General features: G+C 64.1%; 13 protein-coding genes. 3 read left to right on the top strand and 10 right to left on the bottom strand.

The features are described from left to right. Window positions 1–52 precede the first annotated feature (52 nt). From AC5P5W_RS00880 to AC5P5W_RS00860, 5 genes are all read right to left on the bottom strand, one after another. Window positions 53–454 (bottom strand): hypothetical protein, encoded by a 402-nt coding sequence (locus AC5P5W_RS00880; RefSeq protein WP_164124417.1) that lies wholly within the window; start codon window positions 452–454, stop codon window positions 53–55. After that, complete coding sequence (locus AC5P5W_RS00875; RefSeq protein ID WP_239504603.1) at window positions 451–1701, bottom strand: hypothetical protein; 1251 nt, start codon at window positions 1699–1701, stop codon at window positions 451–453. The genes AC5P5W_RS00880 and AC5P5W_RS00875 overlap by 4 nt, the downstream gene beginning before the upstream one ends. A gap of 808 nt (window positions 1702–2509) precedes the next feature. Next, window positions 2510–4054: a site-specific integrase gene (locus AC5P5W_RS00870; protein ID WP_495220767.1), complete on the bottom strand. Its 1545-nt coding sequence runs from the start codon at window positions 4052–4054 to the stop codon at window positions 2510–2512. Beyond that, a complete protein-coding gene (locus AC5P5W_RS00865) occupies window positions 4051–5337 on the bottom strand; it encodes a tyrosine-type recombinase/integrase (protein WP_262238502.1) in 1287 nt (428 codons plus the stop codon). The genes AC5P5W_RS00870 and AC5P5W_RS00865 overlap by 4 nt, the downstream gene beginning before the upstream one ends. A gap of 126 nt (window positions 5338–5463) precedes the next feature. Then, on the bottom strand, window positions 5464–6036 hold the full coding sequence (locus tag AC5P5W_RS00860; RefSeq protein ID WP_043034165.1) for a single-stranded DNA-binding protein: 573 nt from the start codon (window positions 6034–6036) through the stop codon (window positions 5464–5466). A gap of 291 nt (window positions 6037–6327) precedes the next feature. Here AC5P5W_RS00860 and AC5P5W_RS00855 point away from each other — a divergent pair, with 291 nt between their 5' ends. The 3 genes from AC5P5W_RS00855 to AC5P5W_RS00845 all read left to right on the top strand — a co-directional run bounded on the left by AC5P5W_RS00855 (window position 6328) and on the right by AC5P5W_RS00845 (window position 11989). Continuing rightward, window positions 6328–7359: a LacI family DNA-binding transcriptional regulator gene (locus AC5P5W_RS00855; RefSeq protein WP_014646297.1), complete on the top strand. Its 1032-nt coding sequence runs from the start codon at window positions 6328–6330 to the stop codon at window positions 7357–7359. A gap of 130 nt (window positions 7360–7489) precedes the next feature. Further along, window positions 7490–8392 carry an ABC transporter ATP-binding protein gene (locus tag AC5P5W_RS00850; protein ID WP_046429400.1) on the top strand — a complete coding sequence of 301 codons (903 nt, stop codon included), beginning with the start codon at window positions 7490–7492 and terminating at the stop codon, window positions 8390–8392. 12 nt (window positions 8393–8404) lie between these two features. Continuing rightward, complete coding sequence (locus AC5P5W_RS00845; protein ID WP_197574587.1) at window positions 8405–11989, top strand: M1 family aminopeptidase; 3585 nt, start codon at window positions 8405–8407, stop codon at window positions 11987–11989. A gap of 115 nt (window positions 11990–12104) precedes the next feature. Here AC5P5W_RS00845 and AC5P5W_RS00840 read toward each other — a convergent pair whose 3' ends face one another. The 5 genes from AC5P5W_RS00840 to AC5P5W_RS00820 all read right to left on the bottom strand — a co-directional run bounded on the left by AC5P5W_RS00840 (window position 12105) and on the right by AC5P5W_RS00820 (window position 18464). Continuing rightward, window positions 12105–12422, bottom strand: coding sequence for a hypothetical protein (locus tag AC5P5W_RS00840; RefSeq protein WP_197574586.1), 318 nt, complete (start codon window positions 12420–12422; stop codon window positions 12105–12107). A 142-nt stretch (window positions 12423–12564) separates the two neighbouring features. Then, window positions 12565–12951 (bottom strand): SseB family protein, encoded by a 387-nt coding sequence (locus tag AC5P5W_RS00835; RefSeq protein WP_062606668.1) that lies wholly within the window; start codon window positions 12949–12951, stop codon window positions 12565–12567. 121 nt (window positions 12952–13072) lie between these two features. Then, on the bottom strand, window positions 13073–14788 hold the full coding sequence (locus AC5P5W_RS00830; protein WP_197576159.1) for an alpha-amylase family glycosyl hydrolase: 1716 nt from the start codon (window positions 14786–14788) through the stop codon (window positions 13073–13075). Next, window positions 14788–16275 (bottom strand): MFS transporter, encoded by a 1488-nt coding sequence (locus tag AC5P5W_RS00825; RefSeq protein WP_049404963.1) that lies wholly within the window; start codon window positions 16273–16275, stop codon window positions 14788–14790. Before AC5P5W_RS00825 ends, AC5P5W_RS00830 begins: the two co-directional genes overlap by 1 nt. After that, window positions 16272–18464, bottom strand: coding sequence for an MGH1-like glycoside hydrolase domain-containing protein (locus tag AC5P5W_RS00820; protein ID WP_495220764.1), 2193 nt, complete (start codon window positions 18462–18464; stop codon window positions 16272–16274). The genes AC5P5W_RS00825 and AC5P5W_RS00820 overlap by 4 nt, the downstream gene beginning before the upstream one ends. Between the last annotated feature and the right edge of the window lie 141 nt (window positions 18465–18605).

The raw sequence follows: 18605 nt of genomic DNA, 5'->3' as shown, positions 1-18605 counted from the left end.
TAGTGACGGAGCGCTCTGCTTTGCTAACGACACCCGCACCCGCACCCGCATGCTAGACCACTGGCAACGGCGAATTAAGGTACACGTCATCTAGGCCTCGGACACTGGCGTTGTATGCCCATCTGACAAACTGTTCAAGTAAGCGAGCGTTCTCCGCTTCGAGCCGTGCGAGCTCGCCCTCCAACCGGGCAATACGATCCATCGCCACCTGCATCTCTGGCAAGTTCTCGAAGGATCGCTGGCGACGATCACCGTTAGCTAGTGCAAGCTTGCGCTGCTCAAAAGCAGCCTGAATTCGAGCGTGCTTATGCAAGGCTTGCCGCGTATACCTTGCGTAGAGATGCTTTTCGACGGCATCCAGCAGTCCCTCCCAGGTCAAACGGCCAGACCAGCCGTCAAGGATCCCGACAATCTTCGCAACATCCGAATCACTGAGGTTCTTTGCTCTACTCATGATGCAGACCCCTCCACTTCAACCTTCCACTCCATAAGCACTGAGCGCTCGTCTCGATGCGTTAGTGACCGGCGTGCCTCTTTCGCTTGCTGCAACCGTGATGCAGGCCTTACATGATTCAATCGAATCAACGCGCCGCGTGCCACCGCGGGATCGTCCAAGATCTTGATCAGCTCTAGAAGTCTGGAGTGCGTCAATCTCTGGTGTTCAACCCACCGTGATGCGCCGTAGGCTCCACCAGCCTCGGCGACTTCCGCTTCACCCAGAAGAGCTGCAGTTTCAGCCAGCTTAGATCGCGCGTTTGCTTCGCCCACCTCATCCCCCTTAATGCAGACTTGCTCGTTGCAATTCGCACAGTCCCGATGCAAGGAACAAGGAGACATGACGAAGTCGTGGACGCAGAATCCGAAATCGGTCGTGTGGGCGGCTTGGATGCCCATTTCCGCGAACTTCTCTCGAGGAATTAGGCTAACGCGGACCTGCGGCAGCGGCTCGACCGCCAGTTCAGTCACCGACTCGCGCTGCCTTTCCTGCCGCAGCCCCACAAGCCGCGCCTGAACATCGCGATCAGAGACGTGGTTGTATGAGTCATTCTGACGAACATCATTCCGACCCGACCACTTTGCGATGTCGAGTTCACTCATGCCACCGGCCTGAGCCAAGGTATTCAGATAGTGTCTGAATTGGTGAGTACGAATGACGATTGGAGATCCGTCCAAATCGAAGTAGCCCAGATGATCGAAGACGGACTTGACTCCGTGCTCTGTACGACCACCAAGACCAGTAGAAATAAAGTTCTGATCTGGCGCCTCGATGACGCAACGGAACGTACGCCTGGTCCGATGCAACTCATTACGCCGAACCACGCAAAGCGCTTCGCTGTACCGCAGATCAGAATCGACATCCAACCATGGGAATCCTCTGGGCAGGAAGCTGATGACAGAAGCCTCAACATCCGAGAACTTGACCACAGTTCTGCCGCGACGCTTCTCGAGAGGCACGCCATTACCCAAACACCACGCCCTAGTGCTCGCGGGCGACGCCGATTCTGCGAAAAGGACTTCGCCGAGCTCTGCAATTGACAAGTCACCGCCGCGCAAATGCTCGAGATGTGATGGGAGGAACATCGACTTGGGATTGCGTTCGTACCAGCGCGCCACGCGACGCGCCTCTGCAGATAGTTCATTGAGTCTTCTCACGGCCTCGCGCACGACCGAACTCATAGATGGCACAACCCACTTGACCATGGGGTCTGCACCCTTGGAAGGCCAGAACCGCAGCCCATATGCCGGCGACGCATCGGGACGAGCTTTTGTGACCTCAGGCTCCGCCCTAAGCAGCAAAACCTCATTCACCCGATCCGGGGCCGAGCACATGATCCCCGCCGCCGACGTTACAAACAGATCAGCAGGTTCGCTCGCCGCGCGAAAGGCCAGCGCTAGGCATTCCAACGAGCGGGGGCTGGGAAGCTTAGCCTGTCGTGCAGCCTCAAACTCCTCTCCTACCCTACCGTTCGCGTCCGTCGGGCGAGGTATGGAATTGGACCACCGCAATGGGACAGCCGCTAAGCGATTGTCATCAATGAACGACGCAAGCATCTCCAATTGTGAACCGACTCGATAGCCCGCAGATGGGCTGAACTTGGCCCGGATGAGTAGAGCCGCTCTATTAAAGGTCGCCGCAGTGACAGATGCGACGTTACAAGCCCCCTGATCTTCCAGTACAGCCGCCAATGCTCGCAGGGAGGCGAGCCGAAACCCTATACACTTCGTTGGCCGCATCCCATGCTGATATCGAAGGTAGGACTTGGCGAACGAACCGAAGGGCTCGGGCATCGGGCGTGGTACGCGCTCGTTAACTGATTCCCATGAGCTAAAAATAGCGCGAAACGCGCCTCGCTTAGCTTTGATTCTGACAGAATCCGTGATCTCCCATGCCATTTCATCGAAGGCAAGCTCGGCACCAAAGATGGTCAACTCATTCCGGCACAGAGCGATAAACGCAGAGACATTTTGCTCGGCATTTCGCTCACTACGCGGCTGGAAGAGAACTACTTTAGCCACAGGCTTTAGCTCCACCGAGTGAGCAACGACGCACCTTAGCCTGGCGGCATTCCTCTATCACGGCCGCAACTGCGAATATGGTTCGGTCATTGATGGAAGCGATGCGCTTATCAGAATCCCTGAGCTGCTTTTCACGCTGGTCAAGCAGGTGCTGTAGTACCGCCTCATGTGGCCCATCCATCCACGCCTCGAAGCTGGTGCAGGTGTAACAGGCGATCGGAGCATTGAATCCGCAGAATCCGTGTGTTCCACAATCGCCCATAGGGGAACCGCTTCGATCAATACGCAGATCGATTACGCGCTTCGACGTATTCTCGCCCAATCCCTCCACAAGCGTTCCCGCGAACGCCTGGGCCAGGGGAGCCATCTCCATGGCAATGGCACGATCAATGCGCTCGATGATTGCAGGCGAACTGGCCGAGTAAACGCCAACATTCTGGGTGTCTGTGTGATCGAGAAGTCGGGCGATGACCAAAGGACTGTAGCCCTCTTCTCCAGCTCGCGTTCCGATCGTTCTCCTGAATCGGACACCGCTTATGCTCATCGCCTTACCCGTGCGCTCGGAGACGACTGACAGGCTTTCGAGAACGGCCGTAATCGTCCGGCCAATCATGACGGAAGTCCGATGGAATTCAAATCCTTGGGCACCCCCCTTCGAGCGCACAGAGGGAAAGAGAGGGGCTTGCCCCGCATCGTCTAGGATCGAACAGAAGCGTGCGCGAACGCTCTCAGCGTACGAACTGAGATGCTCACCAAACTGCTCGACAAGCGGGCGTTCTACGAACTGAGCACGCGAAAACGTGGCACCTTTCTTGGCGCTTGGCATCTGAATAGAATACTTCAGCATCCCATCAGTATCTGTTTCCACCCTAACATCGCAGACCTTTAAGGACGCATACTGCTTGCTACGCTGACCCAATAGTATAAAAAGCCACGCAAGGGTGAAATCTGCCGTAGACACATCACCTCTTGCATATGCTTGATTGAGCGCTGATTGCAGCGCTTCTTCTTCGACATGGGTGAAAGGACCATCATGTGGATCCCATGTAAGTACAGACACACCCTTGTCATTGCCCTTGAGCCGCAATTGCTTGAGAAGCAGCTCGACGTCTTCACCGACCCCTGGGTAGCCCAGTTGGACCCATTTGCGGAGGAACCCTGCGAAGGCCCCCAAGTACCATTCCGTCGACTGATGGAGGCCTGCACGATAGTTCAGCAAATCTACGGCTATGATGCTGGAAATTTCCTTAGGCGTAGCACGCAGGAAGTGCTGCAGCCTTTGAAACATGTTCTTTAGATGGTCGGGAGAGCGATTCTCTGCATACCACGTCAATACGGACTTGGCACCACTGACCAGCACTGGCGAAGCGTTTGGCAGTTGTTTGAAGTCCAAATGAACGTTATTGACACCATCGCGGTATGCCCAGATATCGGCACTTGGATCGAACTCGATGCCCGACTTAGTGCGACTGCCTCCCCATACAGTGAGTACACGCGCCTCGCCAGCTTCTTCCTGATATACGGAGCCATGTTTCACCTGCTCCTCCTCACTGGGCGACTAAAGGACTTGGCTTGCATCTCCAGCGACGCCTCATTGCTTTTTCGCTGCACGTGCCTTTTCGTGTAGTGCGAAGCCATCTTCGACCTGGGTGACCAGCCCATCGTCTGGGTCCGCATCCTTTCTTCGTCTCCTGCAGCCACACCTCGCCTATCCATGAGATCTGAGAAGTCGTCGTTCCAGGTGTGCCTCAAGACATGCGGGGAGAGGTCATCAGGAAGACCGGGCACCTTGCTACGCAGCTCCCTGAATAGCTTGTTGAGCGCCGGCTTTGACAGCGGCTGGCCTGTTCCCGTGGCCACGAACAGATAGGGATGGCGACGCGCACCTTTGAACTTCGCTCGTTCTCCCATGATGTAACTTTTAATCAACTCCGCCAGATCAGGACCCAGTGCAAGTAGGCGACCTCGCGTTTTAACAAGCGGCGCGCTGTTTCGCGGCTCTTCTGGATTGCCGGGCCGCCGAACGATCGTCACCTCCCCGGTCCGAATGTTGACGTCACTGGCGTAGGTAGCAAGCAGCTCGCCGTTGCGAACTCCCAGAAGGAGTAGCCAGAGGAAGATGAGTTGGTTACGAACCCTGACGTGCCTGTTCTTCCACGGGTTGTCCGCACTGTCGGGATCAATGACCTCTAGGATTCGTGCACGGACCTCCGCGTCTACCCCCTGCCGGCTAGCCTGCGCGGACTGGCGGCTGGGCATTCTGGCATTGATAAGGCTTACGAATGTTTGAGTGGCCTCGAGCAAGCTGTGGCTGTGAGGATGTCCCACTTCTAGCTTCAGGCGCCGACCTGCTGTCAGCCAGGAGATGTAGTCCCGGATGTATGCCATGCGGGTTCCCTTCGTGTTGGCGCCCACCTGCGCTGGCGCTTTCACAGTGGGGCGCATTCGGGCCTGCTCCAGTGTTACGACCCTAGACACCACTGCTCGGGCTGACTCATCCATCTGGCTCAGAGCGTCGAGTTCCTCTTGCCGCAATCCAACCAGCTTGGTGAGCAACTCCACCTCTCCTAGGGTAAAGAGCCGACCGTCATTGATTCGATCGTGAATGTCTATACCCAGATGACGAAACACTTGATGGCCAATCATCACAGCCCTGGCCGCGTGCTCGAGCGTGTTCGTGGCCAGGCCAACTGCCCGAAGCTCGGTAACCAGAAATAGGTTTGGATGCCAGAGAGGGGATCCCGACTCCTTGCAGAGAAGCATCGGAAGTCGCTCTCCAGACTCGAACCGAACTGTTTTCACCCTGTAGCCAGCGGCCATGTTGACGTTTCCGAAAGGTAGTCGGTAAGCCGGGAAATCGGCAGCCGCTGGAAAACGTTAACAACAAAAAAAGGCCCTTGGCAAATGCGCCAAGAGCCCTTGTTAACAGATACTAAAAGGTATCCTCTAGAACGGAATATCGTCGTCAGCGAAGTCGTCCATCGGCGGCGCCTGCTGCGGCTGCGGGCGCTGGTTGCCACCCTGGTTGCCGTAACCCCCGCCCTGGTTGCCGCCCTGGTTGCCATAGCCGCCGCCCTGGCCACCACGCTGGCCACCACCGCCGCCACCGTACTCCTGGCGCGGCGCCTGCTGGCGCTGCGGACGATCGCCGCCGTAGTTGCCACCACCACCGCCACCGCCTTCACCGCGGCCGCCCAGCATCTGCATTTCATCGGCGATGATGTCGGTGGAGTACTTCTCCACGCCGTCCTGGCCGGTGTACTTGTCGTAGCGCAGGCTGCCTTCGACGTAGACCGAGCTGCCCTTGCGCAGGTACTCGCCGGCGATCTCGCCGAGCTTGCCGAAGAACACCACGCGGTGCCATTCGGTGCGCTCCTGCTGGTTGCCATCCTTGTCCTTGCGGACGCTGGTGGTGGCCAGGCTGATGCGGGTGATCGCCATGCCGCCCTGGGTGTACTTCACGTCCGGGTCGTTGCCGAGATTGCCGACCAGGATGACTTTGTTGATGCCGCGCGCCATAGGTACCTTCGTCCGTTGTCCAGGGGCAGACCGCCAGTGATAGCACAGCCCCGGGCGGGGTGCAGTACGCTGAGCCGCCCCTGGTGAAATTTGGGGGAATGCGAGAACGACGCATCTTACCATTGCCGCCGCCTTCCGCCCGGTCAGGAGACCCCGACCGCACCGAAGGATCAGGCTGATTTCCTTGTCCGGCAATAACTTACCTGCGCCCAGGCCGACGCCCGGAGGGGCATTCGCGTCTGCGCATGGCATCATGCCCGGGCACCTCCCACCTGCCCGCTCCGCCCACACATGACGATCAAAGGCAAAGCCACCTCCCTGGACATCGCCCACCTGGCCGGGGTCTCCCAGCCGACCGTGTCGCGGGCCCTGCGTGGCAGCCCGATGGTCAACGCCGAGACCCGTGAGCGCATCCTGCGCATTGCCCGCGAGCTGAACTACAAGGTCGACAAGAATGCCTCCAGCCTGCGCCTGCGCAATGCCGGCACGCTGGCCCTGCTGTTCTTCGAGGACCCGACCAACGACGACTCGCTGATCAACCCGTTCTTCCATTCGATGCTGGGCTCGATCACCCGCGCCTGCGCCCTGCACGGGCAGGACCTGCTGGTCTCGTTCCAGCAGCTGTCCACCGACTGGCAGGCCGATTACGAGGACAGCAACAAGGCCGACGGCATCATCCTGCTTGGCTACGGCGACTATCACGAATCGCGCGACCGCCTGCAGCGGCTGGTCGAACAGGGCACGCACTTCGTGCGCTGGGGCGCCGCCCTGCCCGGCCAGCCCGGTGTCTCGATCGGCAGCGACAACTTCCAGGGCGGGCATGACATCACCACCCACCTGCTGCAGCAGGGCTGCCGCCGCATCGCCTTCCTCGGCCATGCCTCCAGCCACTACCCCGAATTCCAGGAGCGCTACCGCGGCCACGTCGCGGCCCTGCAGGACCACGGCCTGGCCGCCGAACCGGCGCTGCAGCACGATGCGATCACCACTGAAGCCTCCGGCCAGGAAGCCTGCCAGGCCCTGTTGGCGCGCGGCGAGCCGATCGATGCGATCTGCGCGGCCAGCGACCTGATCGCCATCGGTGCGATGCGCGCCCTGCGCGAGGCCGGGCTGCGGGTGCCGCAGGACGTGGCGGTGACCGGCTTCGACGACATCCCGCTGGCCGCTTCGGTGTCCCCCGCGCTGACCACGGTGCAGCAGGACACCAAGCAGGCCGGCCAGCTGCTGGTGGAACGCCTGCTGGCGCTGATCGGCCGGCAGCCGGTGGACAGCCAGAGCATCCCGGTGAAGCTGGTGGTGCGCGAATCATCCCTGCGCGGGTAAGGCGCCGCTGGGCCGGCGCGCTGGCCAACGCACGACGGCGGGATTCTCCCCCCATGACCAACGGCGGATGCGCACGGAGGCGGTTGCGCGGATAACGCGCAGACATTGCCCATGGAAAGGTGTACGTCGCATGCTGAAGATCGATTCGCTGTCCAAGACGTACGCCAACGGCGTGCATGCCCTCAACAACGTCACCCTGGACATCCCGCGGGGCATGTTCGGCCTGCTCGGCCCGAACGGCGCCGGCAAGTCCTCGCTGATGCGCACGCTGTCCACCCTGCAGGAGGCCGACAGCGGCACGGTGACGCTCAGCATTCCGGGCGAGGCGCCGATCGACGTGCTGCGCGACAAGGACGCGGTGCGCCGTCGGCTGGGCTACCTGCCGCAGGATTTCGGCGTGTACCCGAAAGTCAGCGCGCTGGACCTGCTGGAGCATTTCGCAGTGCTCAAGGGCCTGACCCAACGCGCGCAGCGCCGCGAGGTGGTCGATGGGCTGCTGCAGCAGGTGAACCTGTGGGATGCCCGCAAGCGCAAGCTGGGCACCTACTCCGGCGGCATGCGCCAGCGCTTCGGCATTGCCCAGGCTCTGCTGGGCGACCCGCGGCTGGTGATCGTCGACGAGCCCACCGCCGGCCTCGACCCGGAGGAACGCAACCGCTTCCTCAACCTGCTGGCGGCGATCGGCGAGAACGTAGCGGTGATCCTGTCCACCCACATCGTCGAGGACGTGACCGACCTGTGCCCGACGATGGCGATCATGAACAAGGGCCAGGTGCTGCTGACCGGCCGCCCCAGCGAAGCCATCAACGCCCTGCAGCACCAGGTCTGGCGCAAGCAGGTCGATCCTTCGGAGCTGGCCGACCATGAAGCGCGCTACGTGGTGCTGTCGACCCGTCTGGTCGGTGGCCGCCCGGTGATCCATGTGCACAGCGCCAACGACCCCGGCGACGGCTTTGCGGCCGTGGCTCCCGACCTCGAAGACGTGTACTTCCAGCGCCTGCGCCTGCAGGCCCGTGCTCGCGCAGCAGCCTGAGCGGAGCACGCCATGATCCTCGATTTCTTCCGTTTCGAGCTGCGCGAGCAGCTGCGTTCCCCGCTGCTGTGGCTGCTGGCCGGGCTGTTCGCCCTGCTCGCCTTCGCCGCTGCGTCCAGCGACGCCGTACAGATCGGTGGTGGCAGCGGCAACGTGCACAGCAACGCGCCCACCGTGATCGCGCAGATGCTGGGCATCTTCACCCTGCTCGGCATGCTGGTCACCGCCCTGTTCGTCAGCAATGCGCTGCTGCGTGACTTCGAACTGGGCACCGCCGAGCTGATCTTCGCCAGCCCGGTGAAACGCCGCGATTACCTGGCCGGCCGCATCGCCGCCGCCCTGGCTACCGGCCTGCTGTTCTACCTGCTGGTCGCTTTCGGGCTCTGGCTGGCACCGTTCATGCCCTGGGTGGACGCCGAGCGCATGGGGCCGATCAGCTGGCAGGGCTATGCCTGGAGTTTTGCGGTCATCGTCATTCCCAACCTGTTGTTCACCACCGCGCTGCTGTCACTGCTGGCAGCGGTCACGCGTTCAATCCTGTGGGTCTACATCGGGCTGGTGGCCTACCTGGTCCTGTTCGGCGCCAGCGCGGCGGTGCTGCGCGACATCGACAACACCTGGCTGGCGGTGCTCAGCGAGCCTTTGGGCATGCGCGCCCTGTCGCGCACCATCCGCTACTGGTCCACCGCCGAGCACAACAGCGGCGTTCCCGGCCTGGCGGGCTACCTGCTGGCCAACCGTGCCCTGTGGCTGGGCGTGACGGCGCTGCTGTTCGCCGCCACGTTCGCCCTGTTCCGCACCGAGCGCAGCGGCAGCGGCCGTCGTCGCTGGGGCCGCCGGCAGGCGCAGCCGGTTGCCGACGCCGCCGCCCTCCGGCCCAACCGCAACCCGTTGCCGCGCGTGGTACCGGCATTCAGCGCGACCACCGCGTGGCAACAGTTCCTGCGCCAGGTGCGCTTCGACACGCGCGGCGTCCTGCGCAGCGTGCCGTTCATCGTGCTGCTGGTGCTGGGCCTGGCCAATTTCCTGCCCAACGCGCTGTTCCGGCAGACCCTGTACGGCACCTCGATCTGGCCGGTCACCTCGCAGATGATCATGGGCCTGCAGGGGGCCTTCAGCTGGCTGCTGGTGATCATCGTGCTGTTCTTCGCCGGTGAGCTAGTGTGGAAGGAACGCAGCGCGCGCATCAACGAAGTGACCGATGCCATGCCGGTGCCGAACTGGGTACCGCTGCTGGCCAAGTTCACCGCACTGCTGGCAGTGATCATCTGCTTCCAGGCCGCCGGTGCACTGGCGGCGATGGGCGTGCAGCTGGTCAAGGGCTACACCCACCTGGAGCCGCTGCTGTACCTGCGCAGCCTGGCGCTGGACTCGGTGATCTACATCCTGATGGGGGGCCTGGCACTGGTGCTGCAGGTGCTCACCAACAACAAGTTCGTCGGTTACGCGCTGCTGATCGTGGTGATGATCGGCCAGGGCGTGCTCGGCATGCTGGACTACACGCAGAACCTGTACACCTTCGGTGGCTGGCCCAACGCTCCCTATTCGGACATGAACGGCTACGGCCACTTCCTGCCGGGGCAGCTGGCGTTCCAGGGCTACTGGGCGCTGTTCCTGCTGACCCTGATGTGCCTGGCATCGGCGCTCTGGGTGCGCGGTGTCAGCCAGGGCCTGCGCCAGCGCCTGGCCCTGGCCGGCCGCCGCCTGCGCGGCCCGACCGGCGTCTTCGCCGGACTTGCGGCATTGGCCTTCGCCGGCGTGGGCAGCTGGCTGTACTGGAGCACCAATATCCGCAACGAGTTCATCTCGCCCGACCAGCAGCTGGACCTGCAGGCCCGCTACGAGCGCGAGCTGTCGAAGTACCGCACCCAGCCGCAGCCGCGCATCGTGGCGGTGGACAACCGCGTGGACCTGTTCCCGGAATCGCAGTCGATGGTGATCGATGCGAACTGGACGGTGCGCAATACCCATGCCACGCCGATCCAGGACGTGCATGTCTCGATAGGCGATGACAAGCAGCTGGTCGACGTCGACCTGGGTGGGCAGACGCTGTCGTTGCACGATGCCGATCTCGGCTACCGCATCTACCGCCTGCAGAAGCCGCTGCAGCCGGGCGAAACCCGCAGCGTGCATTTCCGGGTGGTGCAGAAACCCAACGGCATCACCGCCGGGCTGGCGCCGAGCAACATCGTGGACAACGGCACCTTCTTCAACAGCCGCGTGCTGCCCTCGTTCGGCTACAACGAGGGCGCCGAGATCAGCGACCGCAACGAGCGGCGCAAGCGCGGCCTGGGTGAGCCGCGGCGCATGCCCAGGCTGGAGGACGACGCCGCGCGTGCCAACACGTACATTGCCAATGATGCCGACTGGCTCGACTTCCGCACCACGGTCTGCACCGCACCGGACCAGGTGGCGCTGGCCCCGGGCTACCTGCAGCGCGAGACCACGGTCAACGGTCGGCGCTGCTTCAGCTACGCCATGGACCGGCCGATGCTGAACTTCTATGCCTATCTATCGGCACGCTGGGAGGTGCGCAAGGCGAAGTACAAGGACATCCCGATCGAGGTCTACTTCGATCCGGCGCACGGCTACAACGTGGACCGGATGATCGAGGCGGTGCAGAAGTCGCTGGCCTATTACGAGGCGAACTTCACCCCGTACCAGCACCGCCAGGTACGCATCATCGAATTCCCGGGCTATGCCCGCTTCGCGCAGTCCTTCGCCAACACCATCCCCTATTCCGAGGCCATCGGTTTCATCGCCGACCTGCGCGACCCGGACAAGGTGGACTACGTGTTCTACGTGACCGCGCACGAGATCGCGCACCAGTGGTGGGCGCACCAGGTGATCGGCGCCAACGTGCAGGGCGCGACCGTGCTGTCCGAATCGCTGTCGCAGTACTCGGCCTTGATGGTGATGGAGCAGGAATACGGCCGCCAGCACATGCGCCAGTTCCTCAAGCGCGAACTGGACGGCTACCTGTCCGGCCGCGGTGGCGAAGCCATCGAGGAACAGCCGCTGGAACGCGTAGAAAACCAGCAGTACATCCACTACCAGAAGGGTTCGCTGGTGTTCTACCGCCTGCGCGAGGAAATCGGCGAGCAGGCGCTGAACCGTGCGTTGAAGCGCTTCCTGCAGGACAAGGGCTACCAGCAGCCGCCGTACACCACCTCACGCGAGCTGCTGGGCTACATCCGCGCCGAGACCCCGGCCGACCGCCAGCAGCTGGTCACCGACCTGTTCGAGAAGATCAGCTTCTACGACAACCGGGTGATGGCCGCCAGCGCCCGCAAACGTGCTGACGGCCGCTACGACGTGACCCTGGACCTGCATGCCGCCAAGCAGTACGCCGATGGCAAGGGCAGGGAGAGCGACGCGAAGATGGATGACTGGGTCGAGATCGGCGTGTTCGCCACCGGACCGTCGGGCAAGGAGCGCGACCAGAAGGTGCTGTACCTGCAGCGCCACCACATCACCAGCGCCGCGCCGAAGATCACGGTGACGGTGGATGAAAAGCCGGACGAAGCAGGCTTCGATCCCTACAACAAGCTGATCGACCGGGTGAGCGATGACAACCGGCGCAAGGTGACGATGTGAAGCAACGGGGCGCCGGCCGATGTGCCGGTGCTCCGCGCGACGCGTGCGGGCTTGGCTTGGCCTTGCTGTAATGCCGAGCCCTGCCCCGCACACCGTCCACGACAACCGCGAAGGTTCAGCGCACCGGGGCCTTCGGCCCCAGCAACGCCAGCAGCACGAAGACCACGATCGAGGCGACGGTGCCAAGCACCGCCGGCAACCCGAATGCCCACGCCGGACGGCCCTGCTGGCGCGCCCACTGGCCCAGATGCCAGGCCGCCCCCAGGTTGATCAGCCAGGCAATGGCGAACACCGGCCACAGCACCAGGCCCACCGCACGCAGAACAGGCATGGACACCAGTGCGGCGACGATGGCCGCGAACAGGAAGACCAGTGCGGAGCGGGAATGGCGCGATCGTGCCGGTGCGTCGGCGGGTGATTCGCTGAATTCCATGGAGAGAGCCTCGATCCCGATGTAGTCCAAAGGGGATCACGTACGGTGCCCGAAGGGAAGCTCTCTGTAGTATCGAGCCGTGCTCGACTGATCCGGCATTGCGCGAACGGCAGCCGAGCATGGGCTTGGCTCTACATGACAATCAACCCTGGGCGAAGTCCTTCAGGATCTCGCCGACGCCACTGGGCGAGATCTCGAAGCCCAGCGGGGTACCGGGGTTGATCACCACGCCGTAGCCACCCGGCACCCGGCGCAGCACGTCCAGCATCCGCCAGCGGATCTGGTGTTCGGCCTGCTGGCTGTAGATGCCCACCCGCGACGGATCGGTGAACACGGCCACGTGCAGGGTGCCCTGCTTGTCGAACAGCAGCGGGTCGAAGCCGCTGCCATCGGGGGTCACCAGGCTGCCGGTCAGCAGTACCACCTCGGAGGCGACGAAGGCCTCCATGAAGGCGCGGATCGGCACCGACCCGTCCATCGCCGCCTTCAGCAGGGTTTCGATCGGGGTCTGCGGGGCGAGGTCGGTCATGGCGATACGGCGGGGCGTGAGGGGGGCCTATTGTGCCGGATATGGTCACCCCGGTAGTGCCGGCCGCTGGCCGGCACCTGAAGGTGCCATGGATTCATGGGTTGCCGGCCAGCGGCCGGCACTACCGCCCCAGCCGCACGTCCCGCGCCCGCTGGTCGGCCATCGCCTTGTCCAGCTCGGCCTGCAGCGCCGGGTGCTGCACGGTGGCATCGAGCACGTACACCTTCACCCCGTGCGCCGGCACTTCGGCCTTCAGGGAAGCATCCACCTGCAACGAACCGCCGTCCAGCGCATCACGCCAGCGGCCCGCCTGGACGTACCGCGCCACGGTGAAGGTCTTCGCACTGTCGCCCTTGTTCAGCAGCACCAGCGCGGTCTGCGCCACCTCGCCATGCTGCAGCACGCGGAAGAACACCGCCTCATCACCCTGCAGGCGCTCGTTCACCTGCAGGCCGCGCTGCAGCGCCGGAGTGGCTGCGCGCAGCCGGGCGATACGCTGCAGCGGCGCGAAGATCGGACTCTTCGGCGCAGCATCCACACGCGGCTGGCCGAAGTAAGCGCGATTGCCGGCATGCTCGGCACGGCCACGCATGAAGCCCGTCTCCGAGCCGTAATAGACCACCGGAATGCCGCGCGCGGTGAACAGCCAGTTGTGCGCATCGATGAAGCCGTTGTCACTGGCCTGCAGGCGCGGCATGTCGTGGTTGTCGTAGAAGCTCATCAGCTCGTACGGGTTGGCATACGGCCCACCCCTCAGGTGCAGCGGCTCGGCCAGGGTTTCAAAGCCCTTGCCGGCGGTGCCGAACGCCTGCTCCAGCGCACCGCGCAACGGGAAGTCGAGCACGCTGACGTTGGCGTTGGCCGGCCAGGTGTGCTCTGCAATGCGCGCGGCATCGTAATCGAACGCTTCGCCGAACATGAACATGCCCGGGTGCTCGGCGCGGATGCGCTTGACGAAGGCATGCCACCACGGGTGCGGCAACCAGCCGATGGTGTCGATGCGCAGCGCATCCACTCCCTGCGCGGTCCATTGCAGGTAAGCACCGACCAGGTAGTCCATCACCGCCGGATTGTCCTGGTTGAAGTCGGACAGCTCGGCCAGGTTGCCGTCGAAGATCGAGCCGTCCTTGCTGTCGACCGGTCCAATGCTGTTGTAGAACGCGTGCAGCGGGTTGTGCTTCGGATCCAGTTCCTGCGGCGGCAGGTTCTGGTGGTCGGCGATCAGTTTTCCGTCCTTGTCGAAGATCTGGCCGAACTGCGGCTGCCGTGTCGGCATGGTCCAGGCCGGCGAACCGTGGTTGCCCACGATGTCCAGCACCACCTTCAAGCCGGCACCGTGCAGGCCCTTGGTCAGCCCGGCGAAATCCAGGTCCTTGCTGGGCAGGTGCTCATCGAGCTTGTAGAAGTTGATGCCCCAGTAGCCGTGATAACCGGTCTTGCCGCGGTCGGTCAGCGTGCTGGTGCAGCTGATCGGCTTGCTGCCGGTAAAGGCCTCGTCCGGGTTGTCGACGATGGGCGTGATCCACACCGCGCCGAAGCCGAGGTTGCGGATGTACTGCGCATTGTCGAGCACGCCGCGGAAGTCGCCGCCGAGATAGCCGATGTTGCCGTCCACCTTGTCCGGGCATGGCACCGGAATATCGAAGGTGCGGTGCACGCCGCCCTGGTCACGGTGATCGTTGGACGGATCACCGTTGACGAAGCGGTCGGTGACCACGAAGTACACCGCATCGCTGGCGAACGGTTCGGTGGTGCCCACATAGTCCGGGCGCGGCGCGGCCGCCGCATGGCCGGCCAGCAGCATCAAGGAAACAGCAACAGACAACGCAGCACGCATCACACCACCTCCGGACGGGACGGAACCCACAACACGCACAGGCCGGCAATGAACAGGCTGCAGCCGCCCAGCACCAGCACATGCATCGGCTGGCCGCCCAGCAACGTGCGCAGGGCGAAGCCGAGTGCACTGGCCGCCACCAGCTGCGGGATCACGATGAAGAAATTGAAGATGCCCATGTACACGCCCATCTTCGACGCCGGCACGCTGTCGGACAGCAGTGCATACGGCAGCGAGAGGATGGACGCCCAGGCGAAGCCGACGCCGACCATCGACAGCAGCAGCCAGTGCGGGTCGCGGATGAACATCAGCGAGACCAGGCCGGCACCGCCCAGCCACAGGTTGACCAGGTGGCTCCAGCGCAGGCCGATCGCACGCACCATGAGTGGAATCAGCACCGCCGCCAACGCGGCGAACCCGTTGTAGGCGCCAAACAGCACGCCCACCCAGTTGGCGCCCTCGTTGTAGGCCGCCGACTCTGGTTCAGTCGAACCGAAATGGGCGCCAGCCACCGCGGCGGTGGTGTAGATCCACATCGCAAACAGCGCGAACCACGAGAAGAACTGTACCCACGCCAGGCGACGCATGGTGACCGGCATCGCGCGCAGGTCGCCGACGATGGCGGCCAGCATGTGCGTGGCCGGCAGCGTACGCGCGAGCGCCAGCAGCAGGCCATAGCCGGCACACAGGCCGGCCAGCACGTACAGCATCCGGTCGCCCTGCCGCCAGGTGATCAGCAGCGCCAGCAGTACGCCCAGCCCCAGCCATGCAGCCACCTGCACCCAGGGCGCCGGGCCGCTGATCGGCGCCGCTGCGTGATGTGCCGGAGGTTCGGCGTCATCGAAACCGGCCAGCTCCGCCGGTGAGTATTCGCGGGTGCTGACCACCGTCCAGGTGATTGCCGCCAACAGCACCACCGCGCCGAAGTAGAACGCATAGCGCACGGTATCAGGCACCTCACCTGCGGCGGCCGTATTGGCGACCCCGAAGTGGGCCAGGATGAACGGCAGGAAGCTGGCGACGATGGCGCCCACGCCGATGAAGAAGCTCTGCATGGCATAACCGGCCGGACGCTGGCGCGGCGCCAGCTGGTCGCCGACGAAGGCGCGGAACGGCTCCATCGACACGTTGATCGAGGCATCGAGTACCCACAGCGTGCCGGCGGCGATCCACAACGTCGGCGAGTTCGGCATCACCAGCAGCGCCAGCGTGGTCAGCACCGCTCCGATCATGAAATAAGGACGGCGGCGCCCCCAGCGCGTCCAGGTGCGGTCGGACAGGTAACCGATCACCGGCTGCACCAGCAGGCCGGTCAGCGGCGCGGCGATCCACAGCCCGGGCACCGCGTCGATGTCCGCGCCCAGCGTCTCGAAGATGCGGCTGGCATTGGCGTTCTGCAGGGCGAAGCCGAACTGGATGCCCAGGAAGCCGAAACACATGTTCCAGATCTGCCAGAACGACAGCTGCGGCTTGGCGGTACGATTCATCGTGCGCCCTCTGCCGCGGCCACCGGCGCCACCATCAGCGCCTGCACCTGGGCTTGGTTGAGCACGCCATCGCGTCCGCCCTTGCCCCCGGTGTAGTGCGCGAAGTGGTGCAGCGCGCTCATGTTGAAGCCTTCTTCAAGCGTGCCCGTGCATCGGCCCTTGGGCACCGTGAATGTCGCCGAGGTCGAGTCCTGCACGGCCACGCTGTGCGGCAGGGTGACGGTGTGCCGCTGCAACGGCTGGCCCGGGCACTGCAGCACCAGCTGCTTCACCGCAGCGGTGACGCCGGTGTTGATCGGCCCGTTCGGATTGCGGTACTGCAGGCGCAGGCGCACCTGCCCGGCCCTGGCGGAGGTGAACTGCCAGCGCTGCGTACCCTTCAGTCGCTGCTGCGGACCGACGCAGACCATCGGGCTGTGCAGCGATTCAATTGCACCGTCGCGCCGGGTCAGGCTGAGGCAATGCTGCAGGCCATCGTCACCGATGCGTGCCAGGCCATTGCTGGCGGCGAGCGCCCGGCCGTCCTGCCACAGCACCTGGCCTGCAGCGACCACGACATTCCAGCCCCTGCCCTTGCGTTGCACCTGCGGTGCGGCCGGCGTGGCTGGTGCGCGCGCATCTGCGTCGGCCGTCGTCGCCGCGCTGCGTGGCGCCGCTGCGGCGGGCACCAGCTGCACGGTGGTGGTGGCGCCACGGGTCTTCACCTTGCCCGCCACCAGCAGGCCATCACCCACCTGCTTCGGTCGCTCCAGCACATAACGCCTGCCATCGGCCTCCAGGGAGATGCGGCGCTGATTGCCGAACAGTTCGGGCACCAGCACGGCCGGCAGCTTGGGCTGCACGCGGCCATCGTCCTGCACGCCGAACACGCCCTCGACCACCATCGACAGATAGCCGGCCACCGACCACAGCTGGCGTTCGGAGTTGACCACCGGGCCGCTCAGCACGCCCTCGTCAACATGCACCGCCTGGCTGACCAGCTCGTAGTTCTCCATGTTGGAACCGGCCAGCGCGGCGCCCTGCATCAGCGAGCGGATCTCGGCGGCGATGCGCGGTGCATCGTCCAGCTGGCGCGCCGCGCGCAGCGAATAGGCACTGACGAACGGCCAGATCGCGCGGTTGTGGTAGATCGGCTGCTGCGCCTCCTGCGGCCACACCACCGGGCTGCCGGCCGGGCCCATCGGATACGCCGCCAGCGCACGCCGCGCGCGCTCGGGCGGCAGCACCTCGGCCAGGATGCCCAGCGACAGGCCGAGCAGATCGACCTTGGCGTACGGCACCGGGTGCGCGGCCTCGCCGATGTAGCTCATGTACTGGCCGATATCCTCGCGCCAGAAGCGCGCATTGATCTGCTGCGCCAACGCATCGGCCCAGGCCCTGTAGTCGGTCGCGCGGGCATCGCCGTGCTGCTCGGCCAGGCGTTCGGCCAGGCGCAGTGCCTGGTAGTGCAGCACGTTGGTGGACAGTGCGTAGGAATCACCGATGAAACGCACGTCCTCGCGGGTCCAGTCTGGATAGGTCTGCTCGCGCCAGTCCAGGAAGGAGGTCTCGCCGCGGTACAGGCCCATCTGCGCGTCGAACACCATCGCGCGGTCCTGCGCCAGCGTGCCCTGCAGCGCCTGCCAGACCTGATCGGCAAACGCTCGGTCCTCCAGCAGATGGCGTGCCGCCAGGAACCACACCACGCGATCACTGCTGATCGGCCAGCTGCCGCCGGAACCGGTGTCCTGCGCCACGAACAGGCCGGGCGTACGCCCGTCACGGGCTGCCGACAGCTTGAACTGCAGCGACTGCCGGGTGCGCTGCGGGTCCAGCCGCGCCAGCGCCAGGTCGGCGGCGAAGCTGACATCACGGGTCCACACATAGGGCCAGCGTGCACCGGTCTGGAAGCACTCGCACGGGACCGGCCGGCCCTCGTCGAACGCCGGATCACGGATCGCGTCCACGCGGTCCTGGGACATCTCCTGCTGGGCGAGCGCGAACAGGGCATCGAACATCACGCTGCCGGTCTGGCTGCGCATCGGTGCGGCTGCGATCTGCACTGCGCCCTTCGGCGCATGCAGCACGAAGCTGCCCTTGGCAGCGGCTTCGGCGCGCGCATGGCGACCGTCGAATTGCAGGTCGGCCGCCTGCGCGGTCGATCCCAGCGCTGCCCCCAGGGCAGCGGTCAGGCAAATGATCTTCAGCATCGAAGCGGCGGACCGGCTTGCGCCCGTCGGCCTCCCTCCCTCTCTGCACGCGTTGTAGGTCCGCACCGTCGTTGCCGGCGGGCGGGCGCGGCCCCTCCCTCAAGGTGCCTGGGCCCCATGGTAGACGCGGGGCTGTCGGCT

The organism is Stenotrophomonas sp. YJH_SMC_123 (assembly GCF_059368215.1).
This window is presented reverse-complemented; position numbering and strand designations above follow the sequence as displayed.